General features: G+C 35.8%; 17 protein-coding genes. 10 read left to right on the top strand and 7 right to left on the bottom strand.

Annotated features, from left to right (window positions below; translation table 11 throughout):
* Positions 1-24: 24 nt before the first annotated feature.
* A complete protein-coding gene (locus RMB03_RS07705; RefSeq protein ID WP_311075125.1) occupies positions 25-1,221 on the bottom strand; it encodes a reverse transcriptase domain-containing protein in 1,197 nt (398 codons plus the stop codon).
* A gap of 30 nt (positions 1,222-1,251) precedes the next feature.
* The gene (locus tag RMB03_RS07700; protein ID WP_311075123.1) at positions 1,252-1,866 is read right to left on the bottom strand and encodes a hypothetical protein; all 615 of its coding nucleotides are present in this window, start codon (positions 1,864-1,866) and stop codon (positions 1,252-1,254) included.
* A gap of 815 nt (positions 1,867-2,681) precedes the next feature.
* Between RMB03_RS07700 and RMB03_RS07695 the strand changes: the two genes are divergently transcribed.
* The gene (locus RMB03_RS07695) at positions 2,682-3,236 is read left to right on the top strand and encodes a TetR/AcrR family transcriptional regulator (protein WP_311075121.1); all 555 of its coding nucleotides are present in this window, start codon (positions 2,682-2,684) and stop codon (positions 3,234-3,236) included.
* 245 nt (positions 3,237-3,481) lie between these two features.
* Entirely contained in the window at positions 3,482-4,822 is a 1,341-nt protein-coding gene (locus RMB03_RS07690; protein ID WP_002157177.1) for an aspartate aminotransferase family protein, read from the top strand.
* 154 nt (positions 4,823-4,976) lie between these two features.
* Here RMB03_RS07690 and RMB03_RS07685 read toward each other — a convergent pair whose 3' ends face one another.
* The 3 genes from RMB03_RS07685 to RMB03_RS07675 form a co-directional block, all read right to left on the bottom strand.
* Positions 4,977-6,011 (bottom strand): AraC family transcriptional regulator, encoded by a 1,035-nt coding sequence (locus tag RMB03_RS07685; protein ID WP_311075413.1) that lies wholly within the window; start codon positions 6,009-6,011, stop codon positions 4,977-4,979.
* A 308-nt stretch (positions 6,012-6,319) separates the two neighbouring features.
* On the bottom strand, positions 6,320-7,645 hold the full coding sequence (locus RMB03_RS07680; protein WP_311075119.1) for a haloacid dehalogenase-like hydrolase: 1,326 nt from the start codon (positions 7,643-7,645) through the stop codon (positions 6,320-6,322).
* Between the two features lie 75 nt (positions 7,646-7,720).
* Positions 7,721-8,722, bottom strand: a complete 1,002-nt coding sequence (locus tag RMB03_RS07675; protein ID WP_311075117.1) for a phosphotransferase — start codon at positions 8,720-8,722, stop codon at positions 7,721-7,723.
* Positions 8,723-8,903: 181 nt separating this feature from the next.
* Between RMB03_RS07675 and eat the strand changes: the two genes are divergently transcribed.
* Entirely contained in the window at positions 8,904-10,319 is a 1,416-nt protein-coding gene (gene eat, locus RMB03_RS07670) for an ethanolamine permease (protein ID WP_056478907.1), read from the top strand.
* 153 nt (positions 10,320-10,472) lie between these two features.
* Here the strand turns inward: eat and RMB03_RS07665 are convergent, their stop codons facing one another.
* The gene (locus RMB03_RS07665; RefSeq protein ID WP_003650898.1) at positions 10,473-10,706 is read right to left on the bottom strand and encodes a hypothetical protein; all 234 of its coding nucleotides are present in this window, start codon (positions 10,704-10,706) and stop codon (positions 10,473-10,475) included.
* Positions 10,707-10,986: 280 nt separating this feature from the next.
* Between RMB03_RS07665 and RMB03_RS07660 the strand changes: the two genes are divergently transcribed.
* Both RMB03_RS07660 and RMB03_RS07655 read left to right on the top strand, forming a co-directional pair.
* Complete coding sequence (locus tag RMB03_RS07660) at positions 10,987-11,211, top strand: hypothetical protein (RefSeq protein WP_056478911.1); 225 nt, start codon at positions 10,987-10,989, stop codon at positions 11,209-11,211.
* Positions 11,212-11,394: 183 nt separating this feature from the next.
* A complete protein-coding gene (locus RMB03_RS07655) occupies positions 11,395-11,634 on the top strand; it encodes a hypothetical protein (protein ID WP_003650908.1) in 240 nt (79 codons plus the stop codon).
* 114 nt (positions 11,635-11,748) lie between these two features.
* Here RMB03_RS07655 and RMB03_RS07650 read toward each other — a convergent pair whose 3' ends face one another.
* Positions 11,749-11,898 (bottom strand): hypothetical protein, encoded by a 150-nt coding sequence (locus RMB03_RS07650; RefSeq protein ID WP_311075114.1) that lies wholly within the window; start codon positions 11,896-11,898, stop codon positions 11,749-11,751.
* 477 nt (positions 11,899-12,375) lie between these two features.
* Here RMB03_RS07650 and RMB03_RS07645 point away from each other — a divergent pair, with 477 nt between their 5' ends.
* The 5 genes from RMB03_RS07645 (at position 12,376) to RMB03_RS07625 (ending at position 15,358) form a co-directional block, all read left to right on the top strand.
* The gene (locus RMB03_RS07645) at positions 12,376-12,525 is read left to right on the top strand and encodes a hypothetical protein (RefSeq protein WP_005041751.1); all 150 of its coding nucleotides are present in this window, start codon (positions 12,376-12,378) and stop codon (positions 12,523-12,525) included.
* Positions 12,526-12,619: 94 nt separating this feature from the next.
* Positions 12,620-13,090, top strand: a complete 471-nt coding sequence (locus tag RMB03_RS07640) for a hypothetical protein (RefSeq protein WP_003650913.1) — start codon at positions 12,620-12,622, stop codon at positions 13,088-13,090.
* Between the two features lie 145 nt (positions 13,091-13,235).
* On the top strand, positions 13,236-13,424 hold the full coding sequence (locus tag RMB03_RS07635; protein WP_080592924.1) for a hypothetical protein: 189 nt from the start codon (positions 13,236-13,238) through the stop codon (positions 13,422-13,424).
* 39 nt (positions 13,425-13,463) lie between these two features.
* Positions 13,464-14,090 (top strand): hypothetical protein, encoded by a 627-nt coding sequence (locus RMB03_RS07630; RefSeq protein WP_005047927.1) that lies wholly within the window; start codon positions 13,464-13,466, stop codon positions 14,088-14,090.
* A gap of 689 nt (positions 14,091-14,779) precedes the next feature.
* Positions 14,780-15,358, top strand: coding sequence for a TetR/AcrR family transcriptional regulator (locus tag RMB03_RS07625; RefSeq protein ID WP_311075111.1), 579 nt, complete (start codon positions 14,780-14,782; stop codon positions 15,356-15,358).
* Positions 15,359-15,404 lie beyond the last annotated feature (46 nt).

Raw genomic sequence — 15,404 nt, 5'->3', positions numbered from 1 at the left:
GTTGAGGGGGGGGATATATCTATTTTATATGCTAAAAAAGAATTTCTTTTGACGAGCACTAAGGCGTTCTATATCTAATCCAAGTGATGTTAAAAGCTTTGAAAAAATAATTATTTTCTTTGTATTTATTTCATATTCTAGTTCACTAATATTACAAGCATCAGGGAAAGCTGCACTATATCCATTCGAGATGTATTTTATATCTTGAATTACATCAGAAAAATCTTTTTTATTTTTAAGATTTTTGTTTAGAGAATCATAGATTTCTAATTTACGATGAATTGTTTTAAAAACTACATCCGGCACATAAGCTTTAAATTTAGTACCACCAAATCTAAACTCCAGCCCTAAGAAATCAATAGGTTTATTTTTTACTATTTGAGTTTTTGATTTATCCTCCAAAGGAGGAATATTTAGTTTTATTTTTTCTAACTCTATAGTTACTTTTTCTAGATAATCTAAGGCTTGTTTACGAGATGAACAAAAAATAATTAAGTCGTCTGCATATCTTACACATTTAATATTTTCTTTCTCAATAAAGTTGTCAAAATCATGTAGATAAAGTGATGCGAGAAATGATGACATGGGCATACCTTGTCTAATCCCTTTGCCCTTTTTAGATTTCAAAAGAGCATTTTCCCTTTCATTGTTTAAATTATCTTTTTGAAATCTTGTTTCGACCTTAATAATTCTTTCTAGTAAATAATTTATTTCAGGTATATCAAGCTTTTCTTTGACAGTTTTGATAGCTAATCGACGATCTAAATTATCAAAAAAAGATGAAATATCGGTTTTTAACACATATGGATGTTGGTTTCTCAAAATTAAAGCCTTAGTTCTTGCTTTTATTGCTCCAGCTTCTGAAATTTTAGCTGAGAAATCATGATTAGTTGCCAAAATATACTTACTTTCGTGATGTTCTTTAATATATTTTAAAATGAGTTTTTGTATGACTCGGTCTTTTATAGAGGGAATACAGATTAATCTTAATGATCCATCCGACTTTTCTAGAAAGCTAGGATGTAGGGATTTAGGTGAATATGTTTTAGTAGCCAAGTCATTTAAAACTTCAGCTAAAATTTTTTCTTTTTTTAAATTGAATTCAGTGAAAGATAGATCTTCTGGATAGTACTTAATAGTTAATAGGTTAGATGATTGTTTTCTAAATAATTTGTTGAAAGTTGCAATGAAATTCTCTTTCACGTAAGTCTCAAAATTCATTAACTCTTTCTCTGTATGCTTATAATGCAGCTACCCATACAGGTACGAAGTGATTCTACGCATCACACCATCACTGCTGTTCACTAATTTTTCGATGAACGTATATGATCCTGTCAAGGACCCTGCTGAAATCGGTGTGATGTGCTGTACTCGGGTCGCATCATTGAAGTTTTTGCCGTGTTTTGGCATCGCTTCAGATTCAACCTGAGTGCAGTTTTGCAAATAACTTACAGCCTGTTTATTATAGCATTTTACTAAGTCATTTACCAAGCAGAAAATTGTAACAAAACATGACAGTAGTGTCCCGATGCTAAAAGGGCTAATTAATAGCACAATTATCATGATTAAAATCATTACTGCCAGAAATATGTTCTGAGAAACATCTCCACTATGCTGAATCTGCTGAGCCTTCATAGCCACGACCTCCGAATTTATGTTGGATTCCTCTTTAAGAATGGTAGCAAGAGGAATGAGTATTCTACGCATCACACCATCACTGCTGTTCACTAATAACTCGATGAACGTATATGATCCTGTCAAGGACCCTGCTGAAATCGGTGTGATGTGCTGTACTCGGGTCGCATCATTGAAGTTTTTGCCGTGTTTTGGCATCGCTTCAGATTCAACAAAAAAATTATAAACCATAATTAATCAAAGGCATAGATTTAATTGGAATTTTTGTAGCATATTAAATGTTAGTTAAAAATATTAAGAGGTACTAAAAGTAATATAATGCGCCTATTAAAAAACCCTTTATAAATCAAAGAAGTTGATTATATATTGCTCTGCTGCCAAGTTATCAAAGCTATTTAGAAAAAGGGTTTTTCATTAATACTAAGATAAAATCGATTTAATCCTTTAGAATAAACTTAATTTTTATCCTCCTTCTACAACCCCCACTTAACAATAACCAACTCATTATTTAGCCTTACTTTCCTAACGATTTAATTTAAAACAAATGTCATTTTGCATGCTTGACTGCAATAGTACAGAGCACTATCCTTTGCCTGCTGGCCACATTGCCAGTCGGTCGTCGCGGACCGTCCCTTAGGAGCATTAAAGGTTTTATACTTTTAGTGTGTACACCCTCGTGCCCCCTCTATGGTGGAACGGAGGGGGACACCCTTGGGTGTGCTGGAGTCTTAAGGCCAGTCCGCGAACCCCCTTCGTTCTGCCACCATAATTTTAATGTCTGGCAGAACTCCCAATAAAAAGGAGTTGGCTTTGCACATCCATTATTTCTTGGCTTTCAATGCCAAAAGCTATAACAACACAGCTTAAAAAATTTTAAAGCAGCTTGATTGCCCTAAGGTTTTCAGGCTTTAAGTCTTTTTTATTTAAAACTTAGTAATAACAAACTTGAGATGTGCCAAGCACAGTCTTTACGGCTTTGCTGTGCCTTTTTTTCTCCCAAAAAAGTATCTCATTTAGAAACAACAATAATTTATAACGGTAAAACGATGCCAAAGTTAGTTCTTCCAACACGTGCTATACAAGTTATTAATACGTCGATTTATTTATTTCACCATTACGGGTTTCATACGGTTGGAATCGACAGAATTGTGAAAGAGTGCGAAGTTCCAAAAGCGACTTTTTATAACTACTTTCACTCAAAAGAGCGGTTTATTGAAATCTGTTTGATCGTACAAAAAGAACGTTTAAAAGAAAAAGTGGTTTCAATTACTGAGTACGGCCAAGGCATAAGTGCGAAGGATAAACTCAAACAGCTTTATCTTTTACATAGAGATTTAGAGGGGCTTTACTACCTATTATTTAAAGCCATTTTTGAAACGAAACTGAGCTATTCAAAAGCCTATCAAGTCGCAATTAAATATAGAACTTGGCTAATCAATGAAATCTATAGCCAGCTTATAAAACTAAAAAACGATGCGACTTTTCAAGATGCAAAACTATTTTTATATATGATTGAAGGCGCAATTATTCAGCATTTAAGCTCAGATGGAGCAGACGACAGAGAAAGCTACTGGAATATGATTTCTAATGTCTTTCTTTAGACGTTTCAGCTTATTTGGGGGAAAGATATAACTCTAATTTTAAAATAGCTATTGGATGAACATTGAGAGTTGACTTCAAATCGTGGCTTAAGTGGTCTGAGGTCAAGTTTTTTTAAAGATACTTCAGCAATATGGTTTGCGTAACTTCAATCAAATACTGAAATATTTCGAATCAGCGTATGAGTTGCCTACGTCAGTCATCGTCTTGTGCAAAAGTATGCTGAATATAAATAGAGGAGTCATTCATGGGTACGCGTTCAACCATTATGGATACCAATAGCTTTCGTCCAGAACATGCTGCTGAGCTGGACCATGCTACCCGCAAACTGACCGATAAAAGAAATAAAATTTTAGGTGAATCCTATCGCTTGTTTTATCGTAATCCCGTGCATCTGGTGAAAGGTCAGGGGCAATATTTATGGGATGCAGCAGGTCATCAATATCTAGATGTTTACAATAACGTTGCCAGTATCGGACATTGTCATCCTGCGGTGATTGAAGCGGTAAATGAGCAAATGAAAATGCTCAATACGCATACCCGTTATTTACATGAAAATATTTTGGATTATACCGAAGAACTCTTGCAAACCACTCCTGATGAAATTGACCGTGCCATGTATATGTGTACCGGCTCAGAAGCGAATGATTTAGCGATTCGTATTGCACGTGAATATAGCGGTGGCACAGGAATTATTGTGTCTCAAGAGTCATATCATGGGACCAGTAGCTTAACCTCAGGATGCTCTCCAGCGCTTGGAACTGAACAACCTTTAGATGCGACAACTCGTCTAGTTCCGGCACCTGATTATTATCGGATTCAAACTGATGATTTAGGCACATGGTTCGCTCAGCAGATCCAGCAACAAATTGATGATATGAATGCAAAAGGCATCAAGTTTGCAGGTTTTTTAGCGGACTCAATATTCTCTTCTGATGGTGTGATGCCTAATCCTGTTGGGTTCTTACAAAAAGCGGTTGATGTTGTGCATGCCAATGGCGGTATCTTTATTGCTGATGAAGTACAACCGGGTTTCGCACGAACTGGTGATTCTTTCTGGGGCTTTGGTCGTCACAATGTTGTGCCTGATATCATTACCACAGGTAAACCAATGGGTAACGGAGTTCCAGTGTCAGGGCTTTTAGCCAAGAGTGAAGTCCTCGCTGCTTTTAGCGATAAAATTCCATATTTTAATACCTTTGGTGGTAATCCTGTTTCTATGGCAGCGGCACAGGCTGTACTTAAAGTCATTCAGGAAGAAGAATTGCAAACCCATAGCAAATATGTGGGAGGGCTACTTCTCAAAGAACTCACTAAACTTATGGACAAACATGAGATGGTGGGCGATGTCCGTGGCGCTGGTTTATTTATAGGATTTGAACTGGTTAAAGATAGAGCCACAAAAGAGCCGAATAAAGCGTTGGCTTTGAACCTTATTGAAGAGCTCAGAAATACTCATCGAGTTTTAACCTCAGTTGCAGGTCCTTATGGCAATGTATTAAAACTGCGCCCACCTTTGGCTTTCCAAATAAAAGATATCGATTGGTTAGTCGGTGCTTTGGATCAAGCATTAACAAAATTAAAGTAAGTCACTCTAAATATAAAAAATACCCTTCAAGTTGGATGTTAAATCTAATTTGAGGGGTATTTTTTTGTTCAATTATCTTATACGTCTTTAGAAGATATCTCGAATTACTTAAATAATAAAAAGGCCTTTATTCAAGGCCTGTATTTGCAATGTTTTAGTGTCTTAATTGACGTGGAGTCACACCAAACCAGCGCTTAAATGCACGTGATAAAGCACTTACTTCTGAATAACCTAATAAGAATGCCATTTCTGAAATTGGAATATTTTTTTGTTTAATATAATGCTCGGCCAACTCACAACGGACCTGATCGACTAAATGGGTAAAGGTGAGTCCTTCATTTTTTAAACGGCGGGTAAGGGTGCAACTCGTTAAACCAATATCATGAGCGATTTTTTCAAGGTTTGGTTCACCTTCACTCAGTTCAAGTTGGATGTGAGAGCGAACCTGATCTGCAAGACTTTGACTTGGTGAAGAACGATTGAGTAAGAGTAGTGTATCTAGAATCACTGTTAACAAAATAGAATCACGCCCCGGCATATTATGTTGGACGTCTTTTTTTGAAATGATGATGGAATTAAAAGGTTGATCAAAATAAACAGGCGCGTTAAATAATTTGCTGTGCTCTTGCCAGAATTCAGGTCGAGTATGCTCAAAGTGAATCGCGCGTGGTGAATAATGAGGACCCATCACTTCACGAATCACATTCATAAACATGCCCATGGTCAGTTCTGCATCTTGGCGGCGAGTTAAAATCGCGCCGTGTTGAACCTGATAATCTATGCGCCAGCTATCTCCCAAATCGACCATTCGATTGAGTGTATCTTTCTGATGCAAATAAAAGTTATTGGTCATGTTCATGAGTGCAGACTCTAAGGTGTTTGAGCAAAGACCAATGTACCCAATGAGTCCTAATGATTTCGGTTGAAACTGTTGACCATAATGCAGACCAAAATTATCACAACCAGAAACCAGTGCTGCTTGCTCTAGCACCTTGCAATAATTGGGCAGTTGTAAGCTTAAAGTTGGGCTGATTAAAAGTTCAGGATTAATACCACTAATTCCTAAAACACGATCAACATCTGCACCTTTTTGACGAATAAACTCGCTTAATCCAGAGGCAGCTGCAGACAATACACCTTGATTACACATATTTGAATCGACAAGATGAGCTGGGTTGAGATGTAACATGTCAAGTCTCATGATATTTATTCCTAACTATTCTTATATTAAGCAAAAGCCATACCAGTTTTTACTTACATCCATGATTTTGTGTTATTAAAAGTTTTTATAAAATAATGACTTATGTGTTGCTGTTTTAAGTTTCAGGCTTGATTCTTTAAGAAGAGATCAAGAGTTGTATTTAAGGTTGGGTAGCGAACTAAAAGAAGGCAGAAAATGCATTAGAGATAGGCAAAAAGGGCAGAACTAAAACAAAAAATTAAGCGGCTTCTCATGCATACAACATGTATTGTAGGCATGAGAAAATAAGTGAAATATTAATTTTTTGTAGTTTTTGCCGTTTGTGCGCCATAACTTAAACTGGCCATTGAAGGTCTAAATTGACCTGTATTGGCATCGCGACCTTGTAGTAAAAACTTAGGATTGGCTTGCCCATAGCCCTGCACAGCCTGCTGAGAAAACTTTCCGATATCAGAACTCGGACTGCGCAATCGGTTGATAATCAGTACTTTCTGAGTCGTCGCAAAATCTTGCATCATATTTTGATCGCCTTCACTGTCACCTGCGATAAAAATTGGCCCGTAACCATATTTAGAGACTAAAAAACGCTGGATGGTTGCAGTTTTGCCTTTACCTTGAGTTTGAGCATAGCCATGACGAAACTCAGGTAAAATTCGATTTTGTGCATCTCGTTCTAACTCCATCGCGTAGGCATTTTTTTCATTAATGTTATAGCCGATCTCTGGATTAGAAATAATTTCCTTAATCACATCAATAAAAGACGCCGAGCAGACATAGACATCAATGCCATTGTCCTGAAAGGCCTTAAATAGATTTTGCATTTCACGGTATGGTCTTAAACCATTTTCCCAAGTGGTTTTCACAACGCCTGCTTGGCCCGAAAGCGCTGCGGGTGAGGTCCATGTTACAGGTCCAATCGGTTGCTGCATTTGCCAAGCAACCGTTGCTTTTACCAAATTACGGACTTGTTGTTCGGTAAGCCCAGTAAACAAATAAGTGACCCACGGATATGCAACTTCATGATCAAACGTGTCTCCAATCGCCGCATATAGATATCTCATTTTAGTAATGAAATCGAGATAATGCGGATCTTGTTTAATTTGCTCCAGACTTTGCTTACCTTTTAGACCGCTATAGTGGTGATAAAGCCATGTGTAGCTGGCAATAATATCTGGGGCGATTTTATCAATATTGACTGCTTGGCCTTGCTGGTTATTGTAGGCGGCTTCAAAATTTTGCGAGCTAATTCCTTTACGAATAATTTGATTAAGCTGCTCTGGCGTAACATTAAACGCTAAGTGTTCAAGTTGATAAATTAACGTTGCTTCTTCGATGTCTAAAAATACTGAGGTATTGTCAAAGTCAGTGACAATATACGGACGCTTGTCAGGATTATAGTTAGGGCTATCTTTTCCATAGCTAGCAATCAATTGATTAAGTTGGTCAAAGTTAAAAGCATCCCATTGACCTTTTTGTATATATTCCTTTTTGGGAATAGCGACTGGGGGAGATGCGCTTTGCAAAGGGTTGTAGTTACATGCGCTTAGCGCAATCATACTTGCCAGACTACTGGTGAGTAATAGTGCTTTGGCAACTCGGCTCAGTTGATGGGTAGCTTGCATAAACCCTTCCTTTAAATTCTATAAAATTTAAAAACTAAAAATTGGAAATGAGGGAAAAGCGATCTAAATCACTTTTCAAATTCCTACAGGCATTTGTCCGTTTAAATATTTTTTACAGAGACGCACAGTTTCATTGGACCATTGATCGCCAAGACTTTGAGCCATTTCTGTTTGCGCATGCGAACCATTCCAAGCCATCATTTGAATGCGGCGTTGCATGATAAAAGTCGGGATCATTTCGTATTCTTCAGACTGAATATGACCTACACGTTCGTAGCCTTTTAACCAGTGATCAACCCAATGAGGTGCATTTGCATAATGTTCATTGAAGCTAATCGCAGCGGCGAGGTCATGCATAAACCAACTCATTCCACAGTCATCAAAATCGATCACGCCAATACGTTCTTGTTGTAGTAATAGATTGGTTAAACGCAAATCGGCATGAATCAGGCCATAACGCTCCTGTGTTTTGCCAAAAGAATTTAAATCTTTCGCGATTTGTACAATGGCTTCTTCAATCACGCCGTGATCTTGTTGTCTCAAGTGAGGTGCATTTTTCCAGTTTCCCCAGTGTCCATCCGCACCGATCATGGTTTCATGATTCCACACAATACGTTGAAAGTTTTCAGGCGCTTGCCATGTTTTGCTATGTACGTGCAACTTTGCGGTAATTTGTCCTAATTGTTCAAATGCAGTGGGGTCGACTTCAACAGTCGGCATATCGCCCTCAACCCAGTTAAAAAGGACTGCATAACGATAAATATCATTCGATAGTTTCAAGGTAATTACGCGTTCACCCGATTGATCTGCAATCGCAACAGGAACTTGAATACCACTCGCATTTAAAGCATCTAACCATTCAAGCTCACTTTGTATATCGAGTTTGCTGTGATAGTTGGGACGGTGAATTCGAAGTGCATATCGGGCAGATCCAGTCGAAACTTGATAGGTTGCATTTTCAGACTGACACAGTAGTTTGACCTGTCCTTGATAGTCTGATGGATATTGCTTAATTGCTTGTTCTGCCAGTATTTGTAATTGAACTTGGCTTAAAAATTCATTTTGTTCTACAGACATAACCCATCTCCTCAATTTAATTTTTAAACACGTTTTGTGTTGAGATGCCGTCGATCTTATAAAAGAAAAAATGAATCAACTTGACTTCAAGTGGTCGGGGAGATGTTTTGCTGTCAAGTTTTATGAATATCTTTTGCGCAACTATTGGTGGTGTAAATTTAGTCGATAAGGCAATACGGCAATGAAAGAGTCAGAATTAAGTGTAGATGTTGGCGCTCTACAACAGGACGCAGAGTATTTTGCAAAACGTCAGTTAAAAAAGGGGGCAGTAGGTTGGTTACTTTTAGTGGGGCTAGGTGTCTCTTACGTCATTTCGGGTGACTTTGCGGGTTGGAATTTTGGGCTGGCACAAGGTGGATGGGGCGGACTCTTTATTGCAACAGTTATCGTCGCGTTTATGTATCTCTGCATGAGCTTTGTAATGTCTGAGATGTCAACAATGTTGCCCACTGCTGGCGGTGGCTATAGTTTTGCCCGTGTTGCATTTGGTCCTTTTGGAGGATACCTCACAGGAACTGCGATTTTAATTGAATACGCAATTGCACCTGCCGCGATTGCCGTATTTATCGGTTCATATTGCGAATCACTTTTTGGGATTGGCGGCTGGGCTGTTTATTTAATTTGCTATTTAGTTTTCATGGGTATTCATCTTAAAGGTGCAGGTGAAGCGCTTAAAATCATGTTTGGAATTACCGCAGTTGCTTGTATTGCACTTGTCGTATTTATCGTCGCGATGCTTCCACATTTTGACAGCGCACGGTTGTTTGATATTCCAGTGAGCTCACATGCAGGTGCAAGTAGCTTTTTGCCGTTTGGCTATATGGGAATATGGGCAGCAGTACCTTATGCCATCTGGTTCTTTCTTGCAGTTGAAGGGGTACCACTTGCTGCTGAAGAAGCAAAAGATCCAGTACGTTCATTGCCACGAGGTTTGATTGGTTCAATGTTGATATTGGCATCGTTTGCGCTTTTAATTTTATTTTTGGGTGCAGGCGCTGCGGGTTCAAATGCTTTAAAAAATTCAGGAGCACCTTTGGTTGATGCGCTCATTGCGGTGTATGGACAGCACACATGGTTGGCAAGCTTTGTTAACTTTGTCGGTCTTGCTGGACTTGTCGCAAGTTTCTTCTCAATTATTTATGCCTATTCACGCCAGATTTTTGCATTGTCACGTGCGGGATATTTGCCAAAAAACTTATCGCTTACCAATGAAAATAAAGCGCCATATTGGGCAATTATTATTCCGGGCATTATTGGTTTTTTACTTTCTTTAACAGGTGAGGGCGACTTGCTCATTTTAATGGCAGTATTCGGTGCAACAATTTCTTATGTCTTGATGATGCTTTCACATATCAAATTACGCGTATCTCGTCCTGAGTTACCACGCCCTTATAAAACGCCTGGAGGAGTTTGGACGTCTTGTATTGCCTTGATTCTTGCCGCCGTTGCTGTAGTTGCAGGGCTAATGGTGAATCCGAAAGTTTGGTTATTAGCCGCGCTGATTTATGTCGGATTTATACTTTATTATCTGTTATATAGCCGTCACCATTTGGTTAAAGGTACTCCTGAGCAAGAGTTCGCCATGATTGATGACTGATTTTTATAGTAATAAGAATAAAGAGGTTTCGGCCTCTTTTATTTGTCCATTTTTCTAAGTATTTCCAGATTTGAAAGTTTTTTATTTTTAAATAGATTGTACTTTTTTATCTCATTAAATCAGTTATCTATAAAAACTAATGAATGAATTAATTTATTCAAGATCAAGTTGATTATCGTCTTTCGTAATTTTAATTTTTAACTTTTTATATTTGCGTTTATTGGGATCAATTGCAGAATTTATGACCTCATCTGAGAAAGAGGCGCATAACATTAATTTTGCGTATGCACGGTAGCCTATTAAAATTCTGCGTAGTGGATAGTCCGTTCTTGAAGAATAATATTCGATTCGCGAGTTAAGCTCTTGTAGCAGGGTCTGTTCGGCCATTCGAATAATTTTCTTTAAGTGATTCATTGCAGCATATAGAGATTTATCTAATCAAAGAAGGGTTATTTTCACTAATATGAAATTTGGAAAATTAAACACTAATATTGCGTATTTAAATATCCTAAACATATAAATTATTTTTTATTACCTGTAAATTTAAGCAGATACACTAAAGCCATAATATATTGATAAATGGTAGAAAAATTACGGGTAACAACTCTTTTTAGAGCAACCGATCTATGTGTGTTATAGTCAATTTCGATTAATAATTGGCATTAAAATGGATATCTGTATTGGCGGCATACTTGATGGTCAAAAAAGAAAGAATGATCAAACTCATTTCAAAGTAGACAACCATTATTCGGATCATGGTTCTCAATATAATAAAGAGTATTTTCATTTAGATGGGCAACTTCATTCTTTTTGGATAAGTGAAGAACTTGACTTTTATGAAGCACAAAAAAGAGCTGAATTAATACTGAATACGAAACTTTTAGTTACCTAAATTAAAATAAATAATTTATTATAAAAGAGGGTGGGTTTTTGAAGCTATCCTCTTCATTAAAATAAAATTTAAATATTTTGTAGATTTAATTTTTGAAATTTATAAATACATAATTATTCATGAATCTATTCTTTTATCCTGTAATCTAAAGAAAATAATTTAGTTTGGATTATAGGTGTCTATATGGGAGATAAATTGATTGAAAAAGATAAACTTTTAAATTATCTTGCCCAAAAAAATGCAGAGAAAGAAATAGAGTGTGAATGGTTGAGGAATATCATTATTCGGTTAATTGATGAGCTTGAAGATAACCGATTACAAGCACAGCTAATTCGACAAGTAAATGAAGAACTCATTTTATTAATACAAACACATGTCGATCCAGATTTTAATTCAAAAGATTTAAGTAAATTTAAAAATTAATTAGTTTTTGAGTTTTTAAAGGCTCTGATTGGAAGATTTGCTTATAAAAAATTAATATGAAAGAAGCCCGAAAAATGGACTTCTTTCATATTAATTAAAACTGTATCTTTTTATTTATTTTTTTTCTTCATTATTTTTAATTGGGGAAGAATCTTCTGATTCAGATGGCTGGGCTGGTTTTTCAACTTTATCCTCATTTGGTTTTGGATCGGAGTCATTTTGGTTCTGAGTTGCTTTTTTTGAAAAGTCTTTAAAATCAGACATTTTAAGCTTCTTAATAAGAGTAGTGAAGTTTGATAGTATACCTTTCACTGAGTTACATTACGGTAGTTATGGGAGTGGTATGTAGAGATATGTTCCTTTATATACTTTAATATCGATATAATTTTTTAAAAAATATCTTATGCATTGATTTAAATAGTAAAATTTAAATAAAGGAAGCGAATTAATAAATATTTTAAATCTATTTTATTTATATAGTCTGCAAAAAAATATGATATTCGCATCTGTATCCAAAAATATAAAAACTTTATGATATTATTTTTGGGGGTTGAATTTTTACTTAGGGTGTTAATGTGAAGTATTTATTTTATGTGGTGATTAAAATATATATATTATTGTGATAATAAACAACAGTATCACATTCAGATACACTTGCGTTGTATCTATATAAAGGTAAAGAGACTATGTTAACTAAGTGCTAGATAATCATCTGCACACCATTAAATAGGAGAGACTCTAATGTCTCAGGACCAAGTTAAAAGCGATCAAGACAAATCAAAAGAGCAACAACAGCAACAACAAGATGGTAAAGAGTTTGAACCTAAAACTCCTGAGCAAAATGACGTAGAAAAAGTCAATCAAAATGATAAAAATGAGAAAAAATCATAATATAGAAATTTATATTTTTTCTTAAAAATATTGGTTGGTAGAAAGAATAACTATTCTTTTTGCCAATTTATAAAATTAAGAGGAATATTTTAATATGTATTTTATAATAATACTTTTTATCTTATTTATTTTTGCTTATATTTTGTTTAAGGTTTTTTCTACAGTTAATCTAGAGCTCCCAGAAAGCACCCTAAAAATAGCTGGAAAAATATTTACAGAGAACAAAAACTTTTTTGAACATGAAATAATTGTAATTTTATATCAAGAAGAATTGATAACTTTAGTCGGTAACCAAAATGGTGGTAGCGTGAAGGTCTTTAAAAATGCTGTAATCTGCCTCGAAAAAGAAACAAATAAAATCGCAGTATATATCGATACTTTAAGAGTCGGATATCTTAATAAAATAAACTCCTCTAGTTTTGTTAATTTTTTAAAAATAAAAGGTTTTAGTGAGCGAGATGCCTTTGAAGTTGATGCCGTTATAATGAGTGAAGAATTAAGCCAGTGGAGTGTGAAGCTAGACATACCATACGATATGGAAAAGTTTAGGTTTGATAAATATTAAAATCCAATAAATATTTGATTGATATTTTATAAGATATATTTTGGTACATTTTTTTTAGTATTGAAAATAAAAAGAGATCATAATTATTGTATGGATAATAAAAAGGAGAAAAGATATGGAACTTAGAGCTGTCAAAATGCATAAAATGTTTAAAGAGTTTCATGATGAAAAGGCGCTTGGCTATGTAGGGGAATATGATGAAAAACATGATCTTGTAGCGATATATAATATTTTTAAAGAAAAAATGAAGAAAATAGACGGAACTTATCAATGGATTCTACCTTCATCGGGTGAAGTGTTTTTTGTTGAAGAAGATCCACTCTATGTTCGTTAATTAATTTTCCCGTCTAAAAAATCACAAGGATATCAGCTAATGAAGTTTCTAAAAATTCTAAGTTTTAGTGCTATTTTTACGTTATCCGCACATACTTATGCGACAGTGGGTGGTGGACAAAAAATTGAAGTATTGGGTTATCAGGAAAAAGACAAGAAACTTTATGTATTAAGACATTATGAGGATGGTCGAGGACGTCTACCACAATTATATTATTATCTGTTAAATAGTAAATCACCCGATAAACTTATTGAAGTTCGATCTCTATATATCAATCCAAAAACCCATAAGATTGATTATGATCAAGATAGTAGTGGATTTAATAAGGCTATAAAAAAAATTAAAAAGAATTTAACCCCTTTGATCGTAAGTAATAGTAAGACTGTAAAAATTCAAAGATTAAAAAGTCATCAGAATCAAATATCAGCTTGGTCTGATCCTTCAGAAAAGATGACACAATATAAAACTGAATATGTTGTAAAATCGCCGTCTTTACAAAGTAAGACCCATATTGCGGTTCATTACACCAAAGCAATAAAAATTTCCCAAAATTATAGAGTGCCTAAACAAAATAAGAGGTTAGTTGTCGTTAAATATCTGGGGGTTCCAGAAGAAACTGGTTATGATGTTGAAGACCCTGTTTTACTACTACCTATGAAAAAATAAATTTAAGAGTAAATTATTTTCTTGGTTCAAATCGGCAACATACACAACATCTGTGTATATTCAGCTCAAGACTTATCTGCACTTGGCTGTTTTAATTTATGCCTGCTTTATAACCCCCACTTAACAATAACTCACTCATTATTTATCCTTACTTTTTAATGATCTATTTTAAAGCAAATGTCATTTCGTGTGCTTGACTGCAAAAGGGTTGGACACTATCCTTTGCGTGCTGGCCTACATTGCCAGTCGGTTTTGACGGACCGCTTCTCAGAGCATTAAAAGAGCTTTCTTTTAGTGTTTAGCCCCTCGTGCCCCCCTCTAAGGTGGAACGGGAGGGGGGACACCCTCGGGTGTGCTGGCCTCTGAGACCAGTCCGTCAACCCCTCTTTCGTTCTGCCACCATAATTTTAATGTTTAGGCAGAACTCCCAATAAAAAGGAGTTGGCTTTGCACATCCATTATTTCTTGGCAACCTTTGCCAAAAGCTATAACGACACAGCTTAAAAAATAAAGCAGCTTGACGACCTTTAGAGTTTTCAGGCTTTAAGTCATTACGGCTCAAAAAAACTTGCATCAACAATAAAACTTGAGATGTGCCACGCACAGTCTTTACGGCTTTGCTGTGCCTTTTTTTCTCCCAAAAAAGTATCTCATTTAGAAACAACAAGAATTTTTATAACGGTAAAACTATGCCAAAGTTAGTTCTTCCAACACGTGCTATACAAGTCGTAAATAAGTCGATCGATTTATTTCACCATCGCGGATTTCATGTTGTTGGAATCGACCAAATCGTGCAAGAGTCTCAAATTCCCAAAGCGACTTTTTATAATTATTTTCACTCTAAAGAGCGTTTTATTGAAATCTGTTTGATTGTGCAAAAAGAACGTTTGAAAGGAAAAGTGGTTTCAATTGCTGAGTATGACTGTAACACTAATGTGGTTGATAAGCTTAAGAAGCTCTATTTCTTACACACCGATTTAGAAGGGCTGTACTATCTATTATTTAAAGCAATTTTTGAAACGAAACAGACCTATCCAAACGCCTATCAAGTTGCGATTAAATATAGAACGTGGCTAATCAATGAAATCTATAGCCAACTTAGAGCATTTAAAACCGATGCGACTTTTCAGGATGCAAAACTATTTTTATATATGATTGAAGGGGCAATTATTCAGCTTTTAAGTTCGGATGGGGCGGACCAGAGGAAAAGGGCGTTGGATTGTTTTTTAATCAACTATGGATGTAAATACCTATCCCAGAATGTCTGAGTAGTTCAGCGATATCCTGCACGATTAATTGCAACCACTTTAGGCC

Origin of the sequence: Acinetobacter sp. V91_7 (assembly GCF_031799075.1) — a bacterium.
Lineage (GTDB): Bacteria > Pseudomonadota > Gammaproteobacteria > Pseudomonadales > Moraxellaceae > Acinetobacter > Acinetobacter calcoaceticus.
Note: the sequence above shows the minus strand (reverse complement) of the source record. Positions and strands in the feature narration are given on the sequence as shown.

What these genes read in the sequence shown, in the direction of transcription:
- RMB03_RS07635 (WP_080592924.1), top strand. Translation starts at nt 13,236, where the DNA reads ATGTTTAAAGAGTTTCATGATGAAAAGGCGCTTGGCTATGTAGGGGAA.
- RMB03_RS07665 (WP_003650898.1), bottom strand. Translation starts at nt 10,706, where the DNA reads ATGGCCGAACAGACCCTGCTACAAGAGCTTAACTCGCGAATCGAATAT.
- RMB03_RS07675 (WP_311075117.1), bottom strand. Translation starts at nt 8,722, where the DNA reads ATGTCTGTAGAACAAAATGAATTTTTAAGCCAAGTTCAATTACAAATA.
- RMB03_RS07625 (WP_311075111.1), top strand. Translation starts at nt 14,780, where the DNA reads ATGCCAAAGTTAGTTCTTCCAACACGTGCTATACAAGTCGTAAATAAG.
- eat (WP_056478907.1), top strand. Translation starts at nt 8,904, where the DNA reads ATGAAAGAGTCAGAATTAAGTGTAGATGTTGGCGCTCTACAACAGGAC.
- RMB03_RS07690 (WP_002157177.1), top strand. Translation starts at nt 3,482, where the DNA reads ATGGGTACGCGTTCAACCATTATGGATACCAATAGCTTTCGTCCAGAA.
- RMB03_RS07685 (WP_311075413.1), bottom strand. Translation starts at nt 6,011, where the DNA reads ATGTTACATCTCAACCCAGCTCATCTTGTCGATTCAAATATGTGTAAT.
- RMB03_RS07630 (WP_005047927.1), top strand. Translation starts at nt 13,464, where the DNA reads ATGAAGTTTCTAAAAATTCTAAGTTTTAGTGCTATTTTTACGTTATCC.
- RMB03_RS07705 (WP_311075125.1), bottom strand. Translation starts at nt 1,221, where the DNA reads ATGAATTTTGAGACTTACGTGAAAGAGAATTTCATTGCAACTTTCAAC.
- RMB03_RS07640 (WP_003650913.1), top strand. Translation starts at nt 12,620, where the DNA reads ATGTATTTTATAATAATACTTTTTATCTTATTTATTTTTGCTTATATT.
- RMB03_RS07660 (WP_056478911.1), top strand. Translation starts at nt 10,987, where the DNA reads ATGGATATCTGTATTGGCGGCATACTTGATGGTCAAAAAAGAAAGAAT.
- RMB03_RS07695 (WP_311075121.1), top strand. Translation starts at nt 2,682, where the DNA reads ATGCCAAAGTTAGTTCTTCCAACACGTGCTATACAAGTTATTAATACG.
- RMB03_RS07650 (WP_311075114.1), bottom strand. Translation starts at nt 11,898, where the DNA reads ATGTCTGATTTTAAAGACTTTTCAAAAAAAGCAACTCAGAACCAAAAT.
- RMB03_RS07655 (WP_003650908.1), top strand. Translation starts at nt 11,395, where the DNA reads ATGGGAGATAAATTGATTGAAAAAGATAAACTTTTAAATTATCTTGCC.
- RMB03_RS07645 (WP_005041751.1), top strand. Translation starts at nt 12,376, where the DNA reads ATGTCTCAGGACCAAGTTAAAAGCGATCAAGACAAATCAAAAGAGCAA.
- RMB03_RS07700 (WP_311075123.1), bottom strand. Translation starts at nt 1,866, where the DNA reads ATGGTTTATAATTTTTTTGTTGAATCTGAAGCGATGCCAAAACACGGC.
- RMB03_RS07680 (WP_311075119.1), bottom strand. Translation starts at nt 7,645, where the DNA reads ATGCAAGCTACCCATCAACTGAGCCGAGTTGCCAAAGCACTATTACTC.